The sequence below is a fragment of the Litoreibacter sp. GN1-5 genome (genome assembly GCF_055693805.1).
Genome location: NZ_JBVFUP010000001.1, coordinates 1,405,267 through 1,427,690, shown reverse-complemented (window position 1 = coordinate 1,427,690; position 22,424 = coordinate 1,405,267). Strand labels below are relative to the sequence as shown.

Below are 22,424 nucleotides of genomic sequence, written 5' to 3'. Positions count from 1 at the left end.
AGACATATCATGGCTTTGCAAATTCACGTTCTCGACTATGGGGATATTGAGCTGGAGACCTCTTTTTTGGTGCTGGGTCATGAATGCGGCCGTACCCGGCGTGTGCCGGTCTATGGGTTCTTGATCCTTGGCGGCGCTTATCCGGTACTGGTGGATACAGGGTACCGCGACAATGCGATCATGGAGAGCCTTGGCATGCGGGGCCTGCAGTTCCACGACAATATGATCGAAAACCAACTTGCTAAACACGGGCTGAAGCTGGGCGATATCCGTTACATCCTGCACACCCATTTGCATATCGACCATGCGGGCAAGGATGACTTGTTCCCGATGAATACGACCGTTTGTCTGAATCGGCGCGAGATGGAATTCAGCGTGTCCGGCATCATGTACCCGCAATATCCAAAGCCCGACATCAAGCATCTGGTCGACCGGATTTACGAGCCCGAGGCGATGCGGTTTCTTGATCTCGATATTACCGGCGCGGAGGAGATCATTCCGGGCGTCTGGTGTGAAGCTGCAGGCGCGCATACTGAAGGATCGATGAATGTGATCGTGGAGACCGCCGAGGGTCTGGCCTGTATCTGTGGTGACGTGATTTATGATTTCAACGATCAGATCGTAAACCACGTGATGACCAACAACTGGATGGAGCCGCGCGTAACCGGCAATCATTCACAAACCAAACGCGAAGAAAAAGGCGCGATCAAGAAGCTCTTGCAGAACTACACCTTCCTGCTGCCGATCCATGATAAGCCTGCGAAAATTGAACACGCCCATGTGGTTGGCCGTTTAGGCATGCAAGTACCCGGCTCGATGACCGAAAGCCTGCCGGATCGACCGTGGTTCCCGGTATAGGGCTGACGTATGGCAAGCGACCCCAAGGGCTCGAAAGTGCTAGGGCTATTGTGCCTGATTGGTCTTGGCGGCGTGGTTCTCGTTGTGATCTTCGGGGATCTTGAACCGGCCGCCTATCTGCATGACCCCGCCCTACAGTTCGAAAAGCTGGTGTGGGGTCTGTCAGGCCTTGTGATCGCAGCCATCATTCTGACGATCTTCAAAGTTTTCCGAAAGTGAAGAGGTAACACATGGCTCATATTGCGGTTTCGCAAGCTTTCCACGATCTGATTGATATCCACGCCCCCATGCGCAAATTGGGCGACGGGTTTATCTTTACCGAAGGGCCTTTGTGGCATCCGGTCGAAAACCACCTGATCTTTTCCGACATGCCAGGCGATACAAGGCGTAAATACATGCCGGATGGTACTATCGTGGAAATCGCGCGTCCCTCGAACAAGGGCAATGGGATGACATATGACGCCGATCTGAATCTTCTGATCTGCGAACATTCGACCTCCAGTGTCGTCCGCATTTCGCCTTCGGGGCAGCGCACGGTGCTGTGTAGCCATTTCGAGGGGAAAGAGCTGAACTCCCCCAACGATATTGTCGTGGGCAATGATGGTGCGGTCTATTTCACTGACCCGACCTATGGCCGGTTGGAACATTTCGGCGTGCCGCGTCCCTTGCAACAAGGGTTTCAGGGGGTTTACCGTTTGCCGCCGGGACATAAGCCGGGCGATGAACCTCAGCTTGTCTCGGATCGCTATATGTTCAGCCAACCCAATGGGTTGACCTTCTCGCCTTGCCAGAAATGGATGTGGGTCAACGATACGGATCAGGCCAATATCCGCATGTTTGACGTGGGTACAGACGGACGGCTGGTGAATGGCCGTATTTTTGCAAGTGGTATCAAGGAAAACGCGCGTGCCGGTGTGCCGGACGGAATGAAGGCTGATGAGAAGGGCAATGTCTATGTGACCGCGCCGGGGGGCATCTGGGTCTATGACTTCCACGGCAAGAAGCTGGGCGAGATCGAAGTGCCCGAGATGGCCGCCAATATGCATTGGGGCGGGGCAGGGTGGAACACGCTCTATATCGCGGCCTCCACCGGGCTCTATGCGCTCGACACCAAGGCCACGGGCCGGGCCGAGCCTTTTATGACGCCGAAAGCGGCCTCCCCGCAGGATACACAGATGGAAAGCCCCATGATTAACACGAACCTAGCCCCAATTGAGGGCGCGCGCACGGCTATGATTATTCAGGACCTGCAAAATGATGTGATGATGGATGGCGGAGCGTTTGCCTTTACCGGGTCGCCCGATCATGCGCGCCAGCAGAATGTCGTGGCCAACAATATCCGTCTGGCAGAGGCTGCGCGGGCGAAGGGCGTGATGATCCTGCATGTCCATATGTTGCTGGAACCCGGCGCGCCCTATCTGGTGCAACACGCTGCCCTGCAACGGGGCCTGAAAGAGAAAAACGCTTTGGTGCGCGGAACTTGGGGTGGCGCACCTGTGCCGGGGCTTGAGCCGCGCCAGGGTGATTTAGTGGTTGAGAAAATGTCGATGTCCGCGTGGGAAACCTCGCGGCTGGAGGCTTATCTGCGCCACGGCGGGCGCGACACGATCCTGAATTGCGGAAGCTGGACGAATATGAGCGTCGAGCACACTGCGCGGACCGGGGCGGATAAAGGGTTCCACATGATTGTGCCGGAAGATTCTTGCTCAACCATGAATGCGGAATGGCATAACGTGGCGATTGGTTACGGATTGCAGGAAGTGTCCACTGTTACGAATGTCGATGCGGTCATCGCGGCATTGAGGTAGCAGATATAATGATACGCGGGTCTAGGGCTCGGCGTTGTATAATAATGGGTCTTTGGTCGTATAATCCGGCCCACCGATGATGCGGGTTATCTCTTATGCGCTTGTAGCGACTTTTGTGCCGAACTCCTGAATGCGATGCTCGGAAAAGCGGCTGCTTGGGCCCGAGATCGAGATGCCTGCCACAGCTTCGCCACGTGCATCAAAGATTGCGGCACCTATGCAGGACATGCCGTTAAACCGTTCTTCACAGTCAAAAGACCAGCCCCGATTATGGGTTATCTTAAGGTCTTCGAACAGGGCAGCCGGTGTTGTCAATGTGTTCGATGTGAATTCTTGCAGGCCTGCGCTTTGAAGCAGCCGGATCAATTTTTGCTCGGGCATTGCAGCCAGTATCGCCTTGCCAGTGCCGGAGGCGTGCATTTGTGTCCGGGTTCCCGCATTAAAGAATGCCCGGATCGGATTTTGGGTCTCGACCTGATTGACGAAGACAACCTCATGCCCATCTGGGATTGCAAGATTGGCCGTCTCGCCAGTGCGTTCCATTAAACGGCGCATGATGGGGCGGCTGATTTCCAGCAGGTTGGCGCGTTTGATGTAGGTGCTGCCGATGCGATATGCCTCAAGCCCGACCATCCAGTTTTGCGTGCTGTCCTCAAACTCAACCAACCCATGTTTCTGTAACGTGACCAGAATGCGGTGGGTGGTTGCTGTTGGTATACCAAGGCTCAGCGATAGATCGGTCAAATTCGCTTGATCTATTTTGGACAGGGCAACCAGAACGCCTAAAGCGCGATCAAGAGCTTGCATCGTAGGCGCAGGTTGATCGTTAAATTGTGAACGGGGACGTCCGCGTGGTTTTTTCTGAATCGGTGTCATGGTGTTATCCTAATTTCGGCATGCTATTTATTATATTTTTGAAAAATAATTTCAATTAATAGCGCTAACTAGAAATATGAAAACTGATTTAAATATATTTTTCAATTACTTACCGAATAAAAATCTTTTAATGAAAAACATTTCGAGAAAATTAAAAAAATATCTGATTTGAGAGATGATGGTCTGAGACAACAGGAGATATGCCATGTCTGACCAGAACCCGATTTTTATTCCAGGCCCGACCAATATTCCTGATCGGCTGCGTCTTGCCATGCAGGTACAGACCCGCGATCACCGCGCGCCGGATTTCGTGGAAACCTTTGCGCCGGTGCTTGAAGGGACGAAGAAAGTATTCGGTACGCGTGATGGCAGGGTTATCACATTCCCGGCCAGCGGGACCGGCGGGTGGGAGGCTGCTGTGACGAACACCTTGTCGCCGGGGGACAAGGTTTTGGTGGCCCGCTATGGTATGTTCTCGCATCGTTGGATTGATCTGTGCCAGCGCCAGGGTCTTGATGTTCAGGTCGTTGATTGCGCATGGGGTGACGGTGCGCCCGCCGATCAGTTTGAAAGCATCCTGAGCGCTGATACGCACCACAACATCAAAGCTGTTTTGGTTGCGCATAATGAAACGGCCACGGGTGTGAAATCCGATATCGACGCGGTGCGCAAAGCAGTGGATGCGGCAAGCCACCCTGCTTTGATGTTTGTTGATTGCGTCAGCTCACTGGCCTCGATGGAATTCCGTATGGATGAGTGGGGCGTCGATATCGCGGTCTCGGGCTCTCAGAAAGGATTCATGCTGGCGACGGGTATGGCGATACTAGGGGTCAGTCAAAAGGCACTTGCTGTGATGGACAGCGCAAAGCTGCCCCGGACATTCTTTGACTTTCGTGATATGATGAATGCGAATGCCAGTGGTGGCTTCCCCTACACGCCCCCTCTGCAACTGATCTACGGCATGAATGAAAGTCTGAACATGCTGTTTGAAGAAGGGTTAGACAATGTCTACGCGCGCCATTTTCGACTGGCTGAAGGCGTGCGAAGGGCCATATCGGCCTGGGAGCTTTCGCTGGTTGCGACATCGCCAGAGCTGTACTCGGATACGGTCAGCGCGATTTATGTGCCGGATTGGTTCGACAGCAACGCCCTGACGGATCACGCTTTCAACGCCTATGGTGTGTCCTTCGGCATTGGCTTGGGGCAGATGAACGGCAAGGCCTTCCGTATTGGGCATTTAGGGTCATTGACCGACGTTATGGTGCTTTCAGGACTGGCGACGATCGAGATGGCGATGGCCGATCTGGAGTATCCGATTACGCTTGGATCAGGCGTCGCAGCCGCACAAGACTACTACCGCAAATCGCAGGGCACCGCCCTGAAAACAGCTGCGTGAGGATGCTATGAAGGACATTGCTGATATGCCACTGCCGACCTTCGACGATGTGATCGCGGCCCATGACCGGATCAGGCCTTATATACATTGCACTCCGGTTTTGACGTCGGAGTATTTAGACGGGCTGTCGAGGGCAGAGCTATTTTTCAAATGTGAAAACTTTCAGAAAGCGGGTGCGTTCAAGGTGCGTGGTGCCTCCAACGCAGTCTTCGGCCTTAGCGATGAGATGGCCGAAAAGGGCGTCGCGACCCATTCATCCGGCAACCACGCTCTATCGCTAAGTTATGCGGCAGGTCGCAGGGGCATTCCCTGCACAGTCGTCATGCCGCGTACAGCACCTCAGGCAAAGAAAGACGCAGTACGGGGTTACGACGGCAAGATTGTAGAGTGTGAGCCCTCGACAACCAGTCGCGAGGCCGTTTTCGCAGAAGTCGTCAAGGAAACCGGCGCGGAATTCGTGCATCCCTACAATGACCCACGCGTCATTGCAGGGCAGGCGACGTGTTCACGCGAAATGCTGGAGCAGGTGGAAAATCTGGATGCCATTGTGGCCCCTATTGGTGGGGGTGGGATGATCTCTGGCACTTGTCTGACGCTAAGTTCTATCGCGCCGCATATCGAGATTTATGCGGCAGAGCCTGAACAGGCCGACGACGCCTATCGCAGCTTCAAGGCGGGTCACATTATTGCGGATGACGCGCCGGTGACGATCGCAGACGGGCTGAAAGTGCCACTGAAGGAGAACACGTGGCACTTTGTGTCGAACTACGTGACCGACATTCTCACGGCTTCGGAACAGGAAATCATCGACGCGATGAAACTGACCTGGCAACGGATGAAAATCGTTATGGAGCCAAGCTGCGCCGTGCCATTGGCCGTCATCCTGAAAAACCCGGACGTGTTCCGCGGCAAGCGGGTCGGCGTCATCGTAACCGGTGGAAATGTAGATTTGGATAAACTGCCCTGGATCACGGGCTAAGGAGAGCGACCATGAACAAGCAAGTGACACTTGATGATTTTGAAGTTGGTTATGACATCCCCGCTTTTGTCGGCATGGATGAAGCTGACATTCATACCCCTTGTCTTGTTGTCGATCTGGACGCACTTGAGCGCAACATCACCAAGATGGGCAATTTCGCCAAGGACATGGGCGTGCGCCACCGGGTGCATGGCAAGATGCATAAATCCGTGGATGTGGCATTGCTTCAGGAAAAGCTTGGCGGAAGCTGCGGTGTCTGCTGCCAGAAAGTCTCGGAAGCCGAGGTGTTCGCACGGGGCGGCATCAAGGATGTGCTGGTGTCAAACCAAGTGCGCCAACCCGCGAAGATTGACCGTTTGGCGCGCTTGCCCAAACTTGGGGCCCGCGCGCTCTGCTGTGTGGACGATCTGGATAATGTCGCTGACCTGTCAGCGGCGGCACTGAAGCACTGCACACAAATCGAGTGCCTGGTCGAGATCGATTGTGGCGCGGGCAGGTGTGGCGTGACCACAACCCCGGCTGTTGTCGAGATTGCCAAGGCGATTGATGCGGCGGACGGGCTAAAATTTGCAGGTATTCAAGCCTATCAAGGGGCGATGCAGCATCTTGGTAGCTATGATGATCGAAAGGCCAAGATCGATCTGGCCGTAGCGATGGTCAAAGATGCTGTGGATACGCTGAAAGCAGAAGGCCTGGAGTGCGACATCATTGGCGGCGGTGGCACCGGTTCTTATTACTTCGAGGGCAATTCCGGCGTGTATAATGAGCTGCAATGCGGCTCTTACGCGTTCATGGATGCCGACTATGGTCGTATCCTTGATAAAGATGGCAATCGGATCGATCAGGGTGAATGGGAAAATGCGCTGTTTATTCTGACCAGCGTCATGTCCCACGCAAAGGCTGACAAAGCGATTTGCGATGCTGGGCTCAAGGTGCAGTCAGTAGATTCAGGTCTGCCGTTCATCTATGGGCGCAGTGATGTGGAATACGTCAAATGCTCGGACGAACATGGCGTGATTGCTGATCCTGACGGCGTTCTCAAGGTGAATGACAAACTCAAATTAGTGCCCGGTCACTGTGATCCAACCTGCAACGTGCATGACTGGTATGTGGGTGTTCGGAACGGCAAGGTCGAAACGCTTTGGCCCATTTCCGCCCGCGGCAAGGCCTATTAAGGATATGAACACGATGGACAAGATAAAGGCCGATGGCCTGCTGATCATCTCAGAAGAAATCTGTGAAAAGGTCATCGGACGCTCGGATGCGTTCAAAGCGGTCGAGAATGTTTTTGGCGCAATGGCACGGGGGGACGCCTATAACTTCCCGGTCATCCGGGAAGCGATTGGGTATGCGGATGCTTTGTATGGCTTTAAATCCGGCTTTGATAAATCTGGCATGACATTGGGCGTCAAGTCCGGTGGCTATTGGCCGGGTAATATGGAAAAGGGTCTGACCAACCACCAATCCACGATCTTCCTGTTTGATCCTGATACCGGGCAATTGCAGGCACTGGTGGGCGGCAACTATCTGACGGCGGTACGCACTGCGGCGTCGTCTTCGGTATCGATTGCGCATCTGGCGCGCAAAGATGCGAAAGTGCTGGGCATGATTGGTGCTGGACATCAATCAACCTTCCAACTTCGCGCCGCCGCCGAGCAGCGTGATTTCGAGAAGGTCATCGCATGGAATCCACATCCCGAGATGTTGCCGAAATTGGGCGCCGTGGCCAAAGAGCTTGGTTTGCCGTTTGAGGCCGTTGAGCGTGAACAGCTTGGTGCGGAAGCCGATGTCATCATCACCATAACTTCTGCCTTCGAGCCGCTGTTGATGCGGGATTGGATCAAACCGGGCACTCATATCGCGTGTATGGGCACTGATACGAAGGGTAAGCAAGAAATCGATGCAGCACTGGTCGCAAATGCGACGGTTTTCACCGATGAGATCGCGCAGTCAATCAGCATTGGCGAGGCGCAGCACGCCATATCCGATGGGCTGCTCAGCGAAGATGCAATTACCCCGATTGGAGCTGTGATAAACGGGACTCATAAGGGTCGTATAAGTCCTGACGAGATTACCTTGTTTGATGGCACAGGTGTTGGTTTGCAGGATCTGGCTGTCGCGTCGGTCGCTGCACGTCTGGCGACAGAACAAGGCTTGGCCGCACGCGTTGCTCTGTGATGTATCTTAGATAACATCGCCTCCAGCGTTTGTCGGTTCAGGTTGTGGTTCGACAACGCGCAGCTATACCATCTTGAACATGGTATAGCTCAGGTGTAGGCGAGGCCTGTGCAATCTGTTCTGATAACCCTTCTGATCGGTGCATGTGGGGCTGCGGCCGCATGGGTGGCAGGCTTGCCCGCACCTTTTCTGACAGGTCCGGCAATGGTCGTTTCCGTTGCTGCCCTGCTTGGGGTGAATTGTACGATCCCCATTATATTGCGGGACTTGTGTTTTGTGATTATCGGGCTTTCGCTTGGCACCGGGGTTACGCCTGAAATTCTGTCGGCAGCACGCACATGGCCCGTTAGCTTGATAATTATGTGCCTTGCCATTGCCTTGATCATGTTGAGTGGTGCCTGGATGTTCCGGCGGTTCTTTGAGATGGATCGTAAAACCTCACTTCTGGCGTCAAGCCCCGGTCATCTTAGCTATGTTCTTGGTTTCAGTGCAGATATCGGGGCCAATGTTGCGCTTGTTGCAGTCACTCAATCCTTACGCGTATTGATACTGACGCTCATGGTGCCGGCGATGGTGGCACTGCTGATGGATGCGGATATGTCTATGCGCCTATCAGAAGGTGAGCAGTTATCTTACCTTCATCTTGCCATCCTGTTTGGCTTGGCAATTGGTCTTGGGTGGGGGTTGAAAAGACTGTCTGTGCCCGCAGCTTTTCTGTTTGGCGGTATGGTTGTGTCGTCTTTCGGGCATGGCGCAGACCTTACCCCCGGCGCCATGCCGCAGGTTTTGACCATTGGTTCATTTGCGATCATGGGCACGCTTATCGGGACGCGCTTCAGCGGTGTTACACCCACGATGCTGGCCAGTGCTGCCCTGGGGGGTGTTTGCCTGACAGCGCTGAGCCTTGTTGTGGCTTTCCTCGCTGCGCTGCTTGTTGCAACGCTTACCACATTGCCGTTAACTGATTTGCTGATCGCTTTCGCACCGGGCGGGTTGGAAACAATGGTCGCCATGTCCGCAATACTTGGGGCAGACCCTGCCTTTGTGGCGTTCCATCATTTGGCGAGACTACTTTTCCTGAGCGTATTTGTTCCTGCCGCACTTGCTTTCAAGCGCTTCGGGTGAGGCCCAAATGTGTAAAATTGCTTTCTGCTTTAAGGCCAGTTGTACCGCTTACCCTTCGGGGCGTTTCAAACTAAACGCATCGGTCACATGGGTGTAATCCTGATACCCCAGACGCGCCAATGGCTGGAAAGTGGTTACGTCAAATAACCCGTCCACAAGGCAATCGTCGCGCATGTGGACACCCGTCACTTCGCCAAACACGGCAAAATTTGCCTCGCCGTCCAGTTCTACAATCTTGGTCAATTTACATTCGAGCGAGGCGGGGGCCTCGGCCACGCGAGAACAGTCGATTGTCTCACATGCGGTGCGCTTGATGTCTGCCAAGGCAAACTCATCCGTTTCACGCCCATATTGACCAGAGGTTACGTTCATCGCGTCACGGGCTGCATATTCGACGATATTCACACAGAAAACTTCCGTTGCCAGAATATTTGACACAGTGTCTTTGCCGCGTTCGCGGTCAGGTTTTGCGCTTGTGGATGCGAACATCACTTGTGGTGGCACATAGGCGACTGCATTAAAGAAAGAGTAGGGGGCCAGATTTTCTGACCCATCCGCATCCCGGGTCGCGATCCAGCCAATGGGGCGCGGCGTGACAATGGCATTGAATGGGTTATGGGGTAGGCCGTGGCCATCTTCGGGGCGATAGAACATGTGAACTCCTCTTTGCGACAGGGGTAACGCCATGTTACTTGTTTCGAAAGAGAAATTCGGACGGTTGCGTGGAACTCAAACCAGAGACGGCAGAGGATTGGTGGGAGGTCGAGGCGCTGTTTGATCTGTGCTTTGCGCCGGGCCGGACGGCCTTATCATCTTATCGTTTGCGCGATGATGTGCCGTCTGTCTCTGATCTGTCTCTGGTAGCTCGTGATGATCTGGGCGTACTGGGCGGTGCGATCCGGTATTGGCCAGTGCATATAGGGAAAGCTAAGGCCTTGTTGCTGGGCCCTGTTGCCGTACATCCGACTCGTCAGGGCGAGGGTCTGGCGGCTGCTTTGATCCGCGATAGCCTGATCCGGGCTGAGGTCGCAGGGTGGGCGCGGGTGATGTTGGTGGGGGATGCCCCATATTATGGCCGTTTCGGGTTCCAGCGTTTGGAGGATATCGTGATGCCAACCCCCACAAACCCTGATCGCGTGCTAGGGCTTGGCAACTGGGACGGTGTGTCAGGCAAGGTTCAAAAATATCGCCAGACTTGAAACCATGCGCTTGTCCACCCAAATTTAAGACATGAACCAGACTATTTTGCCCCCCGTTAAAATGCCGGATGTGCCGGTTGAAGTCCAGATTGCTGATCTTGCGAAACGGTATCGCTCTGCACGTGGGTTAGGCATGCAAGTTGTCACGGCTTTGGGGGGCAAGCCGAAACCTTGTTGGATCGGTTGCCCGCTTCGGTCCGGGGCAATCTTGACGCAGCCACGATCAAAGCGCTTGAACTGAGCTTTGATGCGGCGGCCAAAACACGTGGCCCCTTGCCCGATGCAGGGCATTGGTTGACCCGTGCCGTCACTATGGGCACCGGGGTTATGGGTGGCGCGGGCGGGCTGCCATCTGCCATGGCGGAATTGCCGGTGACGACGACTGTGATCCTACGTACCATTCAAAGCATTGCTGTCGAATATGGCTTTGACCCGGCCCATGATGACACGCGCGCCGATTGTTTGCAGGTCTTCGCTGCTGCTGGACCGCTGGCCGAAGATGACGGTACGGATCTAAGCTTCCTGACGCTGCGGATGACTGTGACGGGCGCTACGATGCAAACGCTTTTGACCACAATTGCCCCGCGCCTAGCTGTTGTGCTTGGTCAGAAACTGGCTGCTCAGGCTGTTCCTGTTCTGGGGGCTGTCACCGGGGCTGCAATCAACTACACCTTCACTAGCTACTATCAAGAAGTCGCGCATGTCACCTTTGGTTTGCGCAAACTTGCCGAAGATACCGGGCAGAACCGGGCTGAACTGATCGAACAGTTTAGTCGTTCTGTGAGCGCGGCGGCAGGGAAACCTTTATAGCAGTTGAGACTTACCATTTTTTTCGACTGTCACTGCATTAAACCGTGAGTAATCAGTGACCTCAAATCAAATCAAATCAAAGGTTAGGTTTATATTTTCCAGCACAATATTGTCTTTTCCATATACTTCGGCTTCCAAGGTATATGTGCCGGGGTCCAGATCAAGGCCCTTGAGGAAATCGCCATTTTTGTTGCTGAACAAAGCAAAAGGTTCCACTCGCTCTGTCGTTTTATTTCCTTCAAAATGTAGAACAACCTGCGTAATATCTTCTGCACCATCTGCAGCTTTCGCATAAAAAGTCGTCATATCCGAAAGGTCGGATAAGGATACTTCATCCCCATCTTTAAGTGTACGCAGAGTTTTGTCAGTTGAGGCATCCGCAAAGAAAAAATCTAGTATCGCGTCAGGTTCATTCGGTTCTGTGTCTGGAGACGGTGTATCTTGAGCCGGCGTACTGGTTAAATCAGTAGCAGGATCAGGCGTGTTAACAGGCTGCACGATTGGGTCCGGTTCTGGCGCAACTGTGCTGTCTTCAATCGGCGAAACTGAAAACCTTGAATTAAGATCATCAATAACGACTTGACCCGCAGCCCCAACCGTGGACTTTACCTCTGCGTTATACATCAGATTATTTGTACCACTCTCGGGCTTATCCTCAGAATGACCAACATTGCCGCCATTGCCCCAGAAATAGGTGATACCTTTGCCTTGCGCATTTGCTTTTGCAAAGTAATCACCATCACTGGAAACGCGATCAAAATCCGTTGGTTTCCAAACTTCGTTTCCTATAAAGTAATTGTCGGATGTCAGCCTTGATATTTTTGTACTGGTGCCATTATCTGCGAACCCCATCATAAAACCAGTATCCGGCACATTCTGTGGGTCAGGATGTTTATAATCAAACTCGGCATAAACAGCCACATTTTTTACAAATTCACTATTTTGGGCACCTTCCTCGACAAAACCAGCCCATCTGCGCCAACCAACGATAAAATTCTCAAATGCAATATTATCGTCGGCATATGCGTCAAAATCTATTCCATCACCACCAGCATTTTCGATGAAATTATGTGAGATAGCTGTTCGTTCTGAGCCAAGACTCCAAACGGCGCGTTTGCCAATATCATGTATATAGTTATTTAAAATAGTTACGTCTTCATTGCCCCAGTGCGCAACAATACCTTCCCACATATTTGCAACTTCAAGGCCACGCACCTCAACATTCGATGAGCCTTCGATATAAACACCGGTAGTACGAAAGTTTCCTTCAAGCTGTGCATTTTCTGTGCCGATTATGTTTATATTATTTTTGTCATCTATCCGAAAGACCGCGTCAACATCATCACTTTTATTCTCATCATCATAAAAGGCCGCTGTGTGAGTCCCGTTCTTACTGATTTTTCCATCTACATAAATCGTAACATCACTGGGAACGTTCAGCGTTTTCGAGAATTCAAGATCACCGCGTATTACGAATGTTTTTCCAGAACCGTTTTCGATAAGATCCATAGAAGCAGTATCTGCTGATTTAATCTCAATCGCATCAGTCGGAACAATCTCTTTTGACTGCAAAGCTGATATGGTATTTTTAAATGCATCGCTTTGCGTTACCGATGATTTAATATCATCATCAATATTTTTATAAATATGATCTACAGCACGCTGTGATATCCCAGCATTTAAAACATCTTCTGAAGATACATCCATTTTCAGCCTTTACAAGTTTGATTCTGTTATTTCGAATCACAGTATCAACCGCAAATTTAGCTGGCTACCTTCCTACCCACATTGCGCAATTTATTGCTTGTCTTAATAAATTCATAGGCAATAAATATACTTTATTATCTATTATTAGGTTTTTGAGACCGCCCATTCCCAAGGGCGTGTGAACTCGCCGAGCGTATGTGTGACGTCTTCCTCCGATACATCACCGGTTTTCTCGAGCTGAGCCACGAGACCGCGTTTTTTGTCTTCCGAGACGGAGACAACTTCAGCAGCTAATTCGGCTTTAGAAAGTGCTGCGTTATAAATTCTGGTAATGGCCCGTTTGCGCAAATCCGGTTTGAAAATCTTGCCCACGGCGGTTTTTGGCAACTCGTCCAGAATTTCGATATATTTCGGATGGGCTGCGCGCTCATGCACGGTTTCCTTAGAATAGGCCATCAGGTCGTCCACTGTAGCTGTGGCTCCTGCGACCAGTTCCACATAGGCGCAAGGCAGCTCTCCGGCGTGGGCGTCTGGTTGTCCGATGGCACCGGCCATGGCGACATCGGGATGGCCGGCAAGGGCTTCCTCAATCTCGGCGGGATCAATATTGTGACCGCCCCGGATAATCAGATCTTTGGCGCGGCCTGTGATCCACAGATACCCGTCTGGATCAAGCCGCCCCAGATCACCGGTGCGCAGGTGTTCGCCGTTTGCGTATAAGCCTACGTTCTTGTCAGGTTCCGTATAGGTTTTGCCGGTAAACACGCCGGGGTTCTTCACACAAATCTCGCCAATGACGTCTGTAGGGCATTCTGTTTTGATCGTCCCGTCCGTCTCACAATCCAGAATTTTGACATCCGTGTAGGGAAAGGGAATGCCGATAGAGCCGACCTTCTTTTCGCCGCTCGGTGGGTTGATGGATACAAGGCAGGTCGCCTCGGTCAAACCGTATCCCTCGACTATGGTGACGCCTGTGGCTTTCTCAAACCGGTTATACAGTTCCAGCGGCAGGGGCGAGGACCCCGAGAACGCGATTTGCAATGACGAGATATCCGCATCCACTTTGCGCTGCATCAGCGCTGACAGGGCGGTTGGCACAGTGATCATGAACGTAACTTGCCAGCGCTCGATCAGCTTCCAGAAATTGTCGAACACACCTTCCCCGCGATAGCCTTGTGGCGTCGGGAAAATCACGTGAGAGCCAGAGGCGATAACGCTCATCAACACCACATGACTTGCGAAAACATGGAATAAAGGGAGCGGGCAAATCAGCACATCTTCTTCGGTGAACAGCAGCTTTTGGCCAAGCCAGCCATTATATACAAGGCCGGAATACTTGTGCTGCGCGACTTTGGGCATGCCAGTCGTACCACCGGTGTGGAAATATGCAGCGATCCGGTCTCCTGTGCTATCGACAAAATCGAGACTACGGTTCTGCTTGTCAATCTCAGCATTGAAATCCAATACGCGGGCTTTGTGACTGACCGGGTTTTTGGGCGGATAAGAGGAACGATAAATCGCTTCAACCCGGTCAGATAGCGAAGCAGGTCGACCTCTAAAACTGTATGAACGTCGGGGGCATCTACCAAAGCCTCAGACACCTTTTGCGCCAGTTCAGATTTCGGAAAAGCCTTCAGTGTGACAACAACCTTGGCGCCGGTTTCGCGCAGGATCGCAGAAATCTGTTCATCGTCCAACAGCGGGTTGATCGGGTTTACAATGCCCGAAATCGTACCGCCCAGCAAAGTGAATATAGTCTCAGAGGCGTTTGGTAGCACATAGGCCACCACATCGTTTTCGCCGATACCAAGAGAGCGGAACAAGTTCGCCGTTTGGCAAACCTTGCCATGCAGTTGATCCCAGGTGAAAGTTTCGGCTTTGTCATTCGCGCCGGATTGCAGCTGATAGCTGACCGCATTGCGATCAGGAAACTTGTCACGTACTGAACTTAGAAACTGGTGCATCGTGACTGGCAGATCCCGCTCAGCCCATGTCTGCTCGGCCTCAATTGCATCACGATCCGCGCGATTGGCAAAACTTCCCATTTTTTCCTCCCTGTAAGGTCATTGGCTGACCTCTTCCCTTCCTCGAAATGTGGGAAGAAAATACGTCTTACACAAGTCTGACGCTACGCCATCTGCATTTCATGACGCAAGGTATCAGAATGCAAAACACTTATTCCGCAGCCAAACCGGCCGTAAATTGCAATTTTGCAAGTCGCGCATAGAGCCCATCTTGCGCAACTAATGCATCATGGGTGCCTTCGGCCACGATTTGGCCCTTGTCGAAGACGATGATCCGATCGGCCTTTTTCACAGTGGCAAGTCGATGAGCAACAACAAGCGTTGTTCGTCCTGCCGAGAGCGTTTCGACAGCGCTTTGAACTGCAGCTTCACTTTCGGCATCCAGGGCCGAGGTGGCCTCGTCCAGCAACAAGATTGGCGCATCACGCAAAATGGCGCGGGCAATCGCAATACGCTGTTTCTGTCCACCAGACATCATCACGCCCCGCTCACCCACATAGGTGTCAAACCCGTCCGGCAAAGCGGAAAGAAATTCATAGGCTGCTGCGGCTTTGGCAGCCGCCTCGACCTCTTCATCACTGGCGTCCGGGCGACCGAAGCGAATGTTTTCCCGCGCCGAGGCCGCAAAAATTACGGGGTCTTGGGGCACAAGGGCGATGGACTGGCGAAACTCTGAGCGAGCCACATCGGTCAGGTTATGCCCATCGATCAGAACCCGCCCCTTGTCAGGGTCATAAAACCGCAGCAGCAGTTGGATGATCGTAGTCTTCCCGGCACCAGACGGCCCGACAAGCGCTACAGTTTCCCCAGGGGCAACCTTCAGGGACACACCGTCCAGCGCAGCTATGCCGGGGCGGGCAGGGTAGTGAAATGTCACGGCGTCAAAACTGACCTCACCGCGGAGTGTATTCAATTGTAGCGGGGCATCGGGATCCGTGACTGTATCCTCGGCGGTTAGCAGTTCGACCAGCCGTTCGGTTGCACCGGCTGCGCGCTGTAATTCGCCCCAAATCTCGGACAGAGCCGCGACACCACCAGCAACCATAATGGCATAAATCAGGAATTGTACTAATTCACCCGGTGTCATAGCCGCGGATTGTACATCCCGTGCGCCAATCCAAAGCACACCTACGATCCCCGCAAAGACGAGGAAGATCACGATAACTGTCATTACGGCCCGTGTGCCGATCCGTTTTTGGGCCGCGGCATAGGCGTTTTCTGTGAATAGCCCGAACTTGACGCGGCTGGGTGTCTCATGGGTGAAGGCCTGCACTGTCTGAACCGACAGAAGCGCCTCGGACGCATTGCCGGAACTCGCAGCGATCTGATCTTGATTTTCACGGCTGAGTACGCGCAGTTTGCGCCCCAAAAGGATGATTGGAACGATCACTGCAGGCACAATCAGCAATACCAGACCAGTCAACTTGGCGCTGGTGAGCAGCATCAGAACGAGACCACCCAAAAAGATTAATATATTGCGAAGTGCGATGGACGCTGAAGACCCGATAACCGACAGGATTAGCGTTGTATCAGTGGTGATCCGGCTAAGAACTTCACCGGTCATGATCTTTTCAAAGAAAGCGGGGCTCATCCCGATTGTCTTGTCGAAGACGGCTTTGCGGATATCGGCCACAACCCGTTCACCTAGGCGGGTCACAAGATAATAACGCAATCCAGTGCCAAGGGCCAAAAGTGCGGCAATCCCAAGGGCCGCACCGAAATATTCATCCAGCAGCGCCGCCTGATCTGTCACAAACCCATCCACGACCCGGCGCACGGCCAAGGGAAGAACCAATGAGATGCAAGCTGTTAGCGTCAGAGCAACAAGTGCTGCAAACATCAAAGGGCGGTAAGGTTGTACAAATGGCCATAATGCAGCCAAAGCACCAATACGTTTGGATGTCGCGCGCTCGGCCTCGCTGCTTTGGGGTCTACCATCTTACCTCTCAGAAGTTTTGAAAGGATTAAACAAGCGACTGCATTGCTGCAAGCGGCAGACTGCATTGATACGTATGATTTCTGATTTATTTGGAGCGGGCGGCGGGAATCGAACCCGCGTCTTTAGCTTGGAAGGCTAAGGTCTTACCACTACACAACGCCCGCGTTCGCCGCCTTGTAACTGTGTCTGCCGCCGAGTTCAAGCCTTCGCCATAGCCGCAGTAACGTTGAAATTTGCAAGGCTGCGAACGTCTTCGTTTGCCAGGTGGGTTAGAAGCAAAGCCACGGGGTTCGGCGAAATATCGCCGATGCAGGTATCCCTTACTACCCGACAGTTTTTTACGCGGAATGATGGTTGGATTGTCATCGTTCCGTTGCGTGCGTTTGGCAAAGCGTTTTGGTGGAGCGAGCCAGACGCTCATAATCAATGATTATTATCTAGGTGGACAGAACATATGGACCGTAATTCTTCTCAAGACATCGAAACAACAGCGCTTAATACTGACGACAGTGCTGCCGTAGCAGCGACCGAGGTTTCTGTTCTGAGCGAGACGTTTGATGATACGTCACGCTTTACCACCAGCGTTGGCTTCTTCTCAGACGGGTTTGGGGATTATTTTGGCATCAACGATGGTACGGACAGCGATTTCGGGGCCGATGCAGCGCCAAGCGGCGTGAAAGCCTACACTGGCACCACGGGCGCATTTCTGACCGGAATGGATCTGGACGGCGAGGGGGCTTCGCTTCCAATCAGCGTTACTTGGGCCGATTTGGATATTGAAGGATTGTCTGACCTGCGTTTTTCGGGTGATTTCGGAGAGTTTTTCGACGCCCCCGGTGATATTGATGCCAGCGATTTCATTCGAATTGAGGCAAGTATTGATGGCGGACCTGCTGTAACGGTTCTGGAATTTCGCGGTGCTGATTTCTCATCCACTGCAAGCCCGTCCAATGGCGTCTTTCGTGTGGATACGGACGGGGACGGTGTGGGCGATGGCACAGCGCTTGGCAATGCGCTGCAAAACTTCGTGGCAGGGATCGAAGGAACCGGCAGCACGCTGGATCTGACATTAACCACAAGCCTCAATTCGGGTGATGAGGATTTTGCAGCTGACAATCTCAGCGTGATTGGAACGTCGGGCGGCGCAGCAACACCTGCTGTAATTGCCGAGGCGGGCGACGGGATCAGTGTTGCCGAGGCAGGTGCGACCCTTGACAGCTTTACCTTGTCTTTAACGACAGAACCCACTGCAGCTGTGACCGTCACTGTAACGGCCCCTGATGCGCAGTCGTTGGTAAGCGTGGACGGTATAACCTTCGCCGCATCGGTGGATGTTATTCTAAATGATACAGCCCCGGCAACCATCAGCGTTCAGGCCGTTGACGATAGCGACGACGAGGCAAACCCACATCTAGGTGCGCTCAGCTTTACAATCAGCAGTGACGACCCCGAATATGCCGGGCTAAGCGTCAATGATCTTAGTGTGAGCATTGCGGATGACGATTTCAGTGTCTCGCTAATATCGGACATTCAGGGCGCAGGCGATGCATCTGAACTTGTTGGGGAGGAAGCAACGGTTGAGGCTGTTGTGACCGGTCTAATCACCGGCAGCAATGGTGCGGTATCCGGCTATTTTCTGCAGGAAGAAGATGCCGACCAAGACGGCGATACTGCGACATCAGAAGGGATATTTGTGTTCGCGCCTGGGGCAACCGTTTCCGTCGGCGACACGTTACGTGTCACGGGTGAGGTGTCTGAATTCAACGGTCAGACACAGTTGAGCAATATCTCTGCAACGGAAATGCTGTCCACAGGTACGCCGCTGCCGACCGTAACGCAGATCACTATCGGTATGAGTGAAAACTTCGAAGCTTATGAAAGCATGCGGGTTGAGCTTGTCACAGGCTCTGATGATCCGTTGACAGTGGTGACAAATTTCAACCTTGATCGCTTTGGTGAGGTTCAGGTCGCCGAGGGCAATCTGACGCAACCAACACAGCTTTTCGATGCGCAGACCCAAGCGGATGAAATCGCGGCTTTGACCGCACAAAATGCCGCGGCGCGCCTGACGATTGATGACGGAACAACGGCACAGAACCCGGACAGTTATCGTTTGATTGACAGCGGTGACGGCACACCTTTGGAGGTGGGTGACCCGATCACAGAAACAGGCCCAACCCTACGGTTGGGAAGCGAGATAACCTCTGTCACAGGTGTTCTGGATGAACGCTTTGGTGGATACCGTCTGCAGGCGGATGGCCCTCTTGATACAGTCGATGCCAACCCTCGTCCGCAAGAGGCGCCTGATGTTGGGGGTGATCTGAAAGTTGCCAGTTTCAATGTACTGAACTATTTCACCACGCTTTCAGGTGGTACGGGGCCTGATGGAACCCTTGACGTGCGCGGTGCGAGCACACCAGAAGACCTTGCCCGTCAGACGGACAAGATCGTAGCGGCCCTGACCGAAATTGATGCAGATGTTATTGCCCTGCAAGAAGTGGAAAACAACGGCTTTGGGGAAGGCAGCGCGATTGCAGCTCTTGTTGATGCACTCAATGCCGCAACGGCCCCCGGCACATACGCATTCGTTGATCCCGGTGTGGATTTTGTGGGGACTGATGCGATCACGGCAGGCTTAATCTACAAGACGGACGCGGTGTCGGTAAGCGGTTCATCGATCCTGACCTACGCAGAAACTTCCGCTGATACGACTTTTGCCACAGCGCAAGAGATTGCGGATGCGATCGAGGCGGCGCAGGGCAGCTACACATCCCCTGTGGGTGATTTTCAACGCAACCGTCCAGCCGTGACAGCCACGTTCGAAGATGCAGACGGGAATGAGCTGACAGTGACAGCGAACCATTTCAAATCAAAAGGCCCAAGCGGTTTGACCGAACTGATAGAAGACGCCGAAGCCGCCGGTGTCGATACTACGCTGATCGATGCTTTGCGCAATGATCCGAACTTTGATCTGGGTGATGGTCAAGCGTTCTGGAATCAGGTCCGTGCCGATGCTGCTGCCGAATTAACGGATTGGCTGGCGACAAACCCAACCGGGGCAGGGGACACAAGTAATTCTTTGATCCTTGGGGACCTGAATGCCTACGCACAAGAAGATCCGATCCAAACAATCGAGGAAGACGGATTTACCGATCTGGCCGAAACCCTAATCGGTGAGGATGCGTATAGCTTCGTGTTTGACGGACAACGCGGCACGCTAGATTATGGTTTGGCAAGCGACGGCTTGCTCGACAACATCACCGGGGCCGCCGAATGGCATATCAATGCGGATGAGCCTGATCTGTTAAGCTACAACTCTCGTTTTACGGATCCGAGCTTTTTCAACGCCGACGCGTTTGCGGCATCAGACCATGATCCGCTGATCGTTGGCATTAGCTTTGATGCGCCGGTTGCGACCGTTACTGCCCGGCTGGATTTTGAGGAACGTCCGGGTCGGGATGCGCTGACCTATTCGCTGGAGGGTGAACTCCAAGGTAGCCAGAGGCTTGGGTTTGTCCAAAGTCAGATACAGGTGGCTGATGCGGGCATCACAATCGATGGCGATGATGGGGAATTGTTCAGCCCGGATTATCTGACCACGGCAGGTAATGGTTTGGGTATCTGGTCCTTCTTCAAGGATAGCTTCTTCTCGGGGGAAACGCGCCGTGTGGATGACGCTGAAACGCTGACATTTGCCCTTGAAGATACTGATGGACTGGGGGCCGCGCTTGAGGTCGGGTTCGAATTCGCAACCCTCCGAGGAGATGGTCAGGTGTCTTTGTCTTTCTATTCAGACGATGAGCTGATCGAGACAGTCCTTTTGGATATCACCGATAATGCGGTGTCATATGATCTTGCCGGTGATGCAAGCTTTGACCACGTCGAATTGGGCGTTACGGACGATTTGGAATTTACACTTGATGCCGCAGAGTTCGTGCGGATCGAAGATGATATGTCAATTGTCTAGAAACCTTTAGGCCCCTCGCAAGGGGGGCTTGCTTAACCGCGCGGAATAATCGCGCCTTTTGTCCCGACGACGATCCGGGCCATATCGTGTCCGGCTTGCATGGCTTTTTGTTGGTCCTGATCTTGCAGGTAGGATGCCAAATACCCGCCGTTAAAACTGTCCCCTGCGGCGGTTGTATCGACGACATGGGCAGCACTTGCGTAAGAGTCATTGATAGGCATCCCCAAAGACGCAGGCCCTTGCGCCCCACGTTTTAACGCGCCCTCACGTATGCCGTAATTGCTAAACCGATTCAGTACGGCGGCTTCATCTTTATCGCCGAAAACGGCGATTTCATCATCGACAGAGGGTAAAGCAATATCTGTAAGCGCCCACATCCGCGCTATGGTATCTTGAGCTTCACGGGGACTGGCCCAAAGTGCAGGACGGTAATTGCTGTCAAACACGACCTTACCTTGGTAGTTGGGCAACCAGTCCAGAAGCCCCTCGCGGGCGGGCTGGGATAAGATGGCAAGGGTGATTGCAGAAAAATACAGGACGTCAAACTGTGCGAGCGGTACGAAGTCCTGAGCATGACCTGCACCAAACAGCTCCCGCGCAGCAGAACTGTCGCGCCAATATGCAAAAGATCGCTCGCCTTTGGCATCGGTTGAAATCGCATAGAGGCCGGGGCGCCGAGTCTCGCTGTGCCCGATTATATCGGTTTCCAAGCCCTCGCCAGCTATAAACGCGACCATCCTGTCCGAAAATGCATCACGCCCAAGGCGCGTGATATAAGACACATCAATATCAGGGGCGCAGCGTTTCAGATAAACGGCAGTGTTAAGTGTATCACCCGCAAAACGCACAGTCGCCTGATCCGATGGTGCAGGTTCTAGGGACAGCTCGACCATCGCTTCGCCGATACATGCAACTTTCATTGATGGCCCTCTTTCGTGTGTATGCCCCCGATCAAAGAGTTTGTCGCGCCGGCCACCCTAAACCGTCAATATCGCACAAATTTTGGGCTGTCACAGGGTAATGGCGTGGAATGGAAAGCGCAAAGAAATGCCCATGATAGCTGTCATGTCTTCGGTTATTCCGTATCTTCAATTTCAAGCTCAAACTCCATTTCGATCAAAGCAAGGCTGATAAGCTTGGCACGGATAATGCCGTCAATTGGGTGCAGTTGAACGCCACCGCCATGCATGGAAGATAGGCCATTAAGTCCTTCGCTTCCATCGGGCTGCAATTCTACAAGCCGACCACAATGGGGTAAACCCAAGTCGCTATTTTCAGGGACGGTGCATGTCTCTGGCGTTCGGTTGTCCGACGTGCCGAGTTCAAACCCAAAGCTTATCATCTTGGGCGTGTTTGTTTCGACGGTTATCAAATGCTCACCACCGGGTTGTAGCACGATTTTATTAACCTGCTCTGACGCGGAGTCTTCTTTGCAACTAACAAGTGCGAGCATCGCCAGCGTTGATATGACGGTGGTTTTCATCAATGTAGCCCTTTGAAAGTAATCCCTTTCCAAAGACTATTGCATGGTCGGTCTGTGAAAAGCAATTCTATGGTA

The 22,424-nt window shown here is 53.0% G+C and carries 17 protein-coding genes, 1 tRNA gene and 1 pseudogene; 11 read left to right on the top strand and 8 right to left on the bottom strand.

Annotated features, from left to right (window positions below; genetic code table 11):
• Positions 1 to 9 precede the first annotated feature (9 nt).
• From ACZ1HF_RS07375 to ACZ1HF_RS07365, 3 genes are read left to right on the top strand one after another with little or no spacing between them, the layout of a single operon-like run.
• Positions 10 to 858 carry an N-acyl homoserine lactonase family protein gene (locus ACZ1HF_RS07375; RefSeq protein WP_472656881.1) on the top strand — a complete coding sequence of 283 codons (849 nt, stop codon included), beginning with the start codon at positions 10 to 12 and terminating at the stop codon, positions 856 to 858.
• Between the two features lie 9 nt (positions 859 to 867).
• The gene (locus ACZ1HF_RS07370) at positions 868 to 1,077 is read left to right on the top strand and encodes a hypothetical protein (RefSeq protein ID WP_472656880.1); all 210 of its coding nucleotides are present in this window, start codon (positions 868 to 870) and stop codon (positions 1,075 to 1,077) included.
• 11 nt (positions 1,078 to 1,088) lie between these two features.
• Entirely contained in the window at positions 1,089 to 2,666 is a 1,578-nt protein-coding gene (locus ACZ1HF_RS07365) for an isochorismatase family protein (protein ID WP_472656879.1), read from the top strand.
• A 93-nt stretch (positions 2,667 to 2,759) separates the two neighbouring features.
• On the opposite strand, the gene ACZ1HF_RS07360 is transcribed toward ACZ1HF_RS07365, so the two are convergent.
• Entirely contained in the window at positions 2,760 to 3,542 is a 783-nt protein-coding gene (locus ACZ1HF_RS07360; RefSeq protein WP_472656878.1) for an IclR family transcriptional regulator, read from the bottom strand.
• A gap of 205 nt (positions 3,543 to 3,747) precedes the next feature.
• Between ACZ1HF_RS07360 and bhcA the strand changes: the two genes are divergently transcribed.
• From bhcA to ACZ1HF_RS07335, 5 genes are all read left to right on the top strand, one after another.
• On the top strand, positions 3,748 to 4,938 hold the full coding sequence (bhcA, locus tag ACZ1HF_RS07355; RefSeq protein ID WP_472656877.1) for an L-aspartate--glyoxylate aminotransferase BhcA: 1,191 nt from the start codon (positions 3,748 to 3,750) through the stop codon (positions 4,936 to 4,938).
• A 7-nt stretch (positions 4,939 to 4,945) separates the two neighbouring features.
• Positions 4,946 to 5,917: a beta-hydroxyaspartate dehydratase BhcB gene (gene bhcB, locus ACZ1HF_RS07350; RefSeq protein WP_472656876.1), complete on the top strand. Its 972-nt coding sequence runs from the start codon at positions 4,946 to 4,948 to the stop codon at positions 5,915 to 5,917.
• An 11-nt stretch (positions 5,918 to 5,928) separates the two neighbouring features.
• The gene (bhcC, locus tag ACZ1HF_RS07345; RefSeq protein ID WP_472656875.1) at positions 5,929 to 7,092 is read left to right on the top strand and encodes a 3-hydroxy-D-aspartate aldolase BhcC; all 1,164 of its coding nucleotides are present in this window, start codon (positions 5,929 to 5,931) and stop codon (positions 7,090 to 7,092) included.
• A gap of 13 nt (positions 7,093 to 7,105) precedes the next feature.
• Positions 7,106 to 8,095, top strand: coding sequence for an iminosuccinate reductase BhcD (gene bhcD / locus ACZ1HF_RS07340; RefSeq protein WP_472656874.1), 990 nt, complete (start codon positions 7,106 to 7,108; stop codon positions 8,093 to 8,095).
• Between the two features lie 108 nt (positions 8,096 to 8,203).
• On the top strand, positions 8,204 to 9,220 hold the full coding sequence (locus ACZ1HF_RS07335; RefSeq protein ID WP_472656873.1) for an AbrB family transcriptional regulator: 1,017 nt from the start codon (positions 8,204 to 8,206) through the stop codon (positions 9,218 to 9,220).
• Positions 9,221 to 9,268: 48 nt separating this feature from the next.
• Here ACZ1HF_RS07335 and ACZ1HF_RS07330 read toward each other — a convergent pair whose 3' ends face one another.
• A complete protein-coding gene (locus ACZ1HF_RS07330) occupies positions 9,269 to 9,874 on the bottom strand; it encodes a flavin reductase family protein (protein WP_472656872.1) in 606 nt (201 codons plus the stop codon).
• A gap of 68 nt (positions 9,875 to 9,942) precedes the next feature.
• Between ACZ1HF_RS07330 and ACZ1HF_RS07325 the strand changes: the two genes are divergently transcribed.
• Together ACZ1HF_RS07325 and ACZ1HF_RS07320 are read left to right on the top strand one after the other, a co-directional pair.
• Positions 9,943 to 10,419 carry a GNAT family N-acetyltransferase gene (locus ACZ1HF_RS07325; protein WP_472656871.1) on the top strand — a complete coding sequence of 159 codons (477 nt, stop codon included), beginning with the start codon at positions 9,943 to 9,945 and terminating at the stop codon, positions 10,417 to 10,419.
• Between the two features lie 174 nt (positions 10,420 to 10,593).
• Positions 10,594 to 11,229, top strand: coding sequence for an EcsC family protein (locus ACZ1HF_RS07320; RefSeq protein ID WP_472656870.1), 636 nt, complete (start codon positions 10,594 to 10,596; stop codon positions 11,227 to 11,229).
• Between the two features lie 66 nt (positions 11,230 to 11,295).
• Here the strand turns inward: ACZ1HF_RS07320 and ACZ1HF_RS07315 are convergent, their stop codons facing one another.
• The 4 genes and pseudogenes from ACZ1HF_RS07315 to ACZ1HF_RS07300 all read right to left on the bottom strand — a co-directional run bounded on the left by ACZ1HF_RS07315 (position 11,296) and on the right by ACZ1HF_RS07300 (position 17,063).
• Positions 11,296 to 12,936 carry a right-handed parallel beta-helix repeat-containing protein gene (locus ACZ1HF_RS07315; RefSeq protein ID WP_472656869.1) on the bottom strand — a complete coding sequence of 547 codons (1,641 nt, stop codon included), beginning with the start codon at positions 12,934 to 12,936 and terminating at the stop codon, positions 11,296 to 11,298.
• A gap of 144 nt (positions 12,937 to 13,080) precedes the next feature.
• A pseudogene (locus ACZ1HF_RS07310) lies at positions 13,081 to 14,981 on the bottom strand (acyl-CoA synthetase).
• A 130-nt stretch (positions 14,982 to 15,111) separates the two neighbouring features.
• The gene (locus ACZ1HF_RS07305; protein ID WP_472659003.1) at positions 15,112 to 16,851 is read right to left on the bottom strand and encodes an ABC transporter transmembrane domain-containing protein; all 1,740 of its coding nucleotides are present in this window, start codon (positions 16,849 to 16,851) and stop codon (positions 15,112 to 15,114) included.
• A gap of 138 nt (positions 16,852 to 16,989) precedes the next feature.
• Positions 16,990 to 17,063, bottom strand: a tRNA-Gly gene (locus ACZ1HF_RS07300).
• A gap of 290 nt (positions 17,064 to 17,353) precedes the next feature.
• Here ACZ1HF_RS07300 and ACZ1HF_RS07295 point away from each other — a divergent pair.
• Complete coding sequence (locus ACZ1HF_RS07295) at positions 17,354 to 20,866, top strand: ExeM/NucH family extracellular endonuclease (RefSeq protein ID WP_472656868.1); 3,513 nt, start codon at positions 17,354 to 17,356, stop codon at positions 20,864 to 20,866.
• A gap of 32 nt (positions 20,867 to 20,898) precedes the next feature.
• On the opposite strand, the gene ACZ1HF_RS07290 is transcribed toward ACZ1HF_RS07295, so the two are convergent.
• A complete protein-coding gene (locus ACZ1HF_RS07290; protein ID WP_472656867.1) occupies positions 20,899 to 21,786 on the bottom strand; it encodes a sugar kinase in 888 nt (295 codons plus the stop codon).
• Positions 21,787 to 21,941: 155 nt separating this feature from the next.
• Positions 21,942 to 22,349: a hypothetical protein gene (locus ACZ1HF_RS07285; protein WP_472656866.1), complete on the bottom strand. Its 408-nt coding sequence runs from the start codon at positions 22,347 to 22,349 to the stop codon at positions 21,942 to 21,944.
• Positions 22,350 to 22,424 lie beyond the last annotated feature (75 nt).

What these genes read in the sequence shown, in the direction of transcription:
- ACZ1HF_RS07375 (WP_472656881.1), top strand. Translation starts at nt 10, where the DNA reads ATGGCTTTGCAAATTCACGTTCTCGACTATGGGGATATTGAGCTGGAG.
- ACZ1HF_RS07370 (WP_472656880.1), top strand. Translation starts at nt 868, where the DNA reads ATGGCAAGCGACCCCAAGGGCTCGAAAGTGCTAGGGCTATTGTGCCTG.
- ACZ1HF_RS07365 (WP_472656879.1), top strand. Translation starts at nt 1,089, where the DNA reads ATGGCTCATATTGCGGTTTCGCAAGCTTTCCACGATCTGATTGATATC.
- ACZ1HF_RS07360 (WP_472656878.1), bottom strand. Translation starts at nt 3,542, where the DNA reads ATGACACCGATTCAGAAAAAACCACGCGGACGTCCCCGTTCACAATTT.
- bhcA (WP_472656877.1), top strand. Translation starts at nt 3,748, where the DNA reads ATGTCTGACCAGAACCCGATTTTTATTCCAGGCCCGACCAATATTCCT.
- bhcB (WP_472656876.1), top strand. Translation starts at nt 4,946, where the DNA reads ATGAAGGACATTGCTGATATGCCACTGCCGACCTTCGACGATGTGATC.
- bhcC (WP_472656875.1), top strand. Translation starts at nt 5,929, where the DNA reads ATGAACAAGCAAGTGACACTTGATGATTTTGAAGTTGGTTATGACATC.
- bhcD (WP_472656874.1), top strand. Translation starts at nt 7,106, where the DNA reads ATGGACAAGATAAAGGCCGATGGCCTGCTGATCATCTCAGAAGAAATC.
- ACZ1HF_RS07330 (WP_472656872.1), bottom strand. Translation starts at nt 9,874, where the DNA reads ATGTTCTATCGCCCCGAAGATGGCCACGGCCTACCCCATAACCCATTC.
- ACZ1HF_RS07315 (WP_472656869.1), bottom strand. Translation starts at nt 12,936, where the DNA reads ATGGATGTATCTTCAGAAGATGTTTTAAATGCTGGGATATCACAGCGT.
- ACZ1HF_RS07295 (WP_472656868.1), top strand. Translation starts at nt 17,354, where the DNA reads ATGGACCGTAATTCTTCTCAAGACATCGAAACAACAGCGCTTAATACT.
- ACZ1HF_RS07290 (WP_472656867.1), bottom strand. Translation starts at nt 21,786, where the DNA reads ATGAAAGTTGCATGTATCGGCGAAGCGATGGTCGAGCTGTCCCTAGAA.
- ACZ1HF_RS07285 (WP_472656866.1), bottom strand. Translation starts at nt 22,349, where the DNA reads ATGAAAACCACCGTCATATCAACGCTGGCGATGCTCGCACTTGTTAGT.